Source organism: Pedobacter sp. GW460-11-11-14-TSB4 (assembly GCF_059423705.1).
The window spans coordinates 1-1,678 of record NZ_JBWKYI010000068.1 but is presented as its reverse complement, the minus strand read 5'-3'; the positions used below and the strand labels follow the sequence as shown (position 1 = coordinate 1,678).

The 1,678-nt window shown below is 37.9% G+C and carries 1 protein-coding gene; it reads right to left on the bottom strand.

Annotation, left to right across the window (positions count from 1 at the left end; genetic code table 11):
• Window positions 1-170: 170 nt before the first annotated feature.
• A complete protein-coding gene (locus AC07YT_RS25045; RefSeq protein ID WP_145954275.1) occupies window positions 171-1,472 on the bottom strand; it encodes a short-chain dehydrogenase in 1,302 nt (433 codons plus the stop codon).
• Between the last annotated feature and the right edge of the window lie 206 nt (window positions 1,473-1,678).

The window sequence follows — 1,678 nt, the reverse complement described above, 5'->3', positions numbered from 1 at the left end:
TCCTTCCCGCATGCGCGGGAAGGACGACCGCTTTATTGGAATCTGTTAGTAATGGCGTAGGCGAGAACCCGAAGACACTGCGAAGTAAAATCTTTAACTTTCCAAAGAAAGTTAAAAAGCTCTCGCCCTAAGTTCAGGACTGCGCTCCAATCTAAATGAAAAACTACCTTTTAGTTCAAAAACCCTTTAGCTTTTTCGAGCAGCTCGCTGCCTTTCTTGCCAATCTCTTTTTTACCCTTTTCGATGGTTGAAGGTTGTGTGTACTCACTCACCGAATTGGAAAGCGCTTTAAATTTGCCGATGCCGGCAAATACTTCTTTAGTATAAGGAACTCCCTGTTGCTTCATCAGTTTTTCCCAATCAACCTTCGATAGCAGTGCGATCATATATTTGGTGGCAATTTTGCCTATAAATGCTTTGTCGTATACTCCTGTTAGTGCCTTATCTGATTTACGATCTTTTACATAGACAATGGTTTGCTGCAGGGCTTCACGTTCACTGTTAGAAAATAATGGGCTTTTGCTTAGCTTTTCTAATGCCGGAAGCGACTGCTCTGGTCTTTCTTTTTTTAAATTCAGGTAAGCGGTTATCCCCCAAACCAGTTCATTTTGGACGCCGAGTTTATTCATGTCGTTTAAAAAAGCCTCAAAATCTTCAAGCGATCGCTCCTCATCAATTTTGCGCTCCATTCTCATCCGGTCAAAACCTCTGAAAAGGTAGTTCATGCCATGAAAGGCAACATGGGTTTGTTCATCATTTAAGCGGCTCCAGCCAAAAAAGGCTTTCGTGTAGGGGAGTGGAATTTTCTCATTTTTATCAAGCCATTTAATATTTCGCGAGAGACCATCTTCTGACAGGTAAAAAAGATTATTGCCAAAAAACAGAAAGCCACGGACAAATTCGAGCAAGGTTTTAACTTCGCAATCATCCAGCAACTCTGGCTGAGTTTTAGCGCATTCATATAATGCAAAAGGCTGCCCTAAATCTCTGGTGGTTAAAACTGCCATACTTAAAATGGCATGTTCAATGTTTTGATAGTAAACCTTTTTTAGGTCTTTAAAAAAAGGATCCGGTGTTTTAACGCCAGTCTTCATTGCAATAAATCCAGCTGTTAAAAGCGGGAAAACATCTTCGTCGGTTTCTTTCACAAATTGTTTAACCGAGCGGTATTCTTTATACAGCCTTAAGGCGTCTATTACTGAAATATTTTCGTCGCCATTTCCGTTCACCTTATTTAAGGTACGAACAACACTTTGTGCCTGTTTACTGAATTTTTGATATTCGGGTTGAGTTGTATCTTGAACTGCAGTTGAACGGACAGCTATTTTAGCGAACTTATAAAAGATGATTTTATCATAGTTAATGTTTGCTGTCAATTTCTTCTTGTCAAGATCGAGCAGCACCTGATCTGTTTTATCACCAGAGCAGGCAGCTAAAAAAAGTACAGTGCAAAATAAAACTAAATTCTTCATGAGGTAATTTTTTAAACAAATAGAGGTATAAAAAAACATTTTAGGAGAGAAAAAAAACAAGAACTGTAAACATCTTCTGCATTTAACCTGTGAAAAGGCAGGGCTGTTTATTAAAATTTAATTTTTTTAAGCCATTTGAATCTAAAATGACAAATATTTTAAAAAATTAGGTAGCGTGATTAGCAAATTAATAATGAGCTTTTAAT

Bases quoted from the DNA above. Each gene is read 5' to 3' on its own strand.
- AC07YT_RS25045 (WP_145954275.1), bottom strand. From the start codon at position 1,472: ATGAAGAATTTAGTTTTATTTTGCACTGTACTTTTTTTAGCTGCCTGC.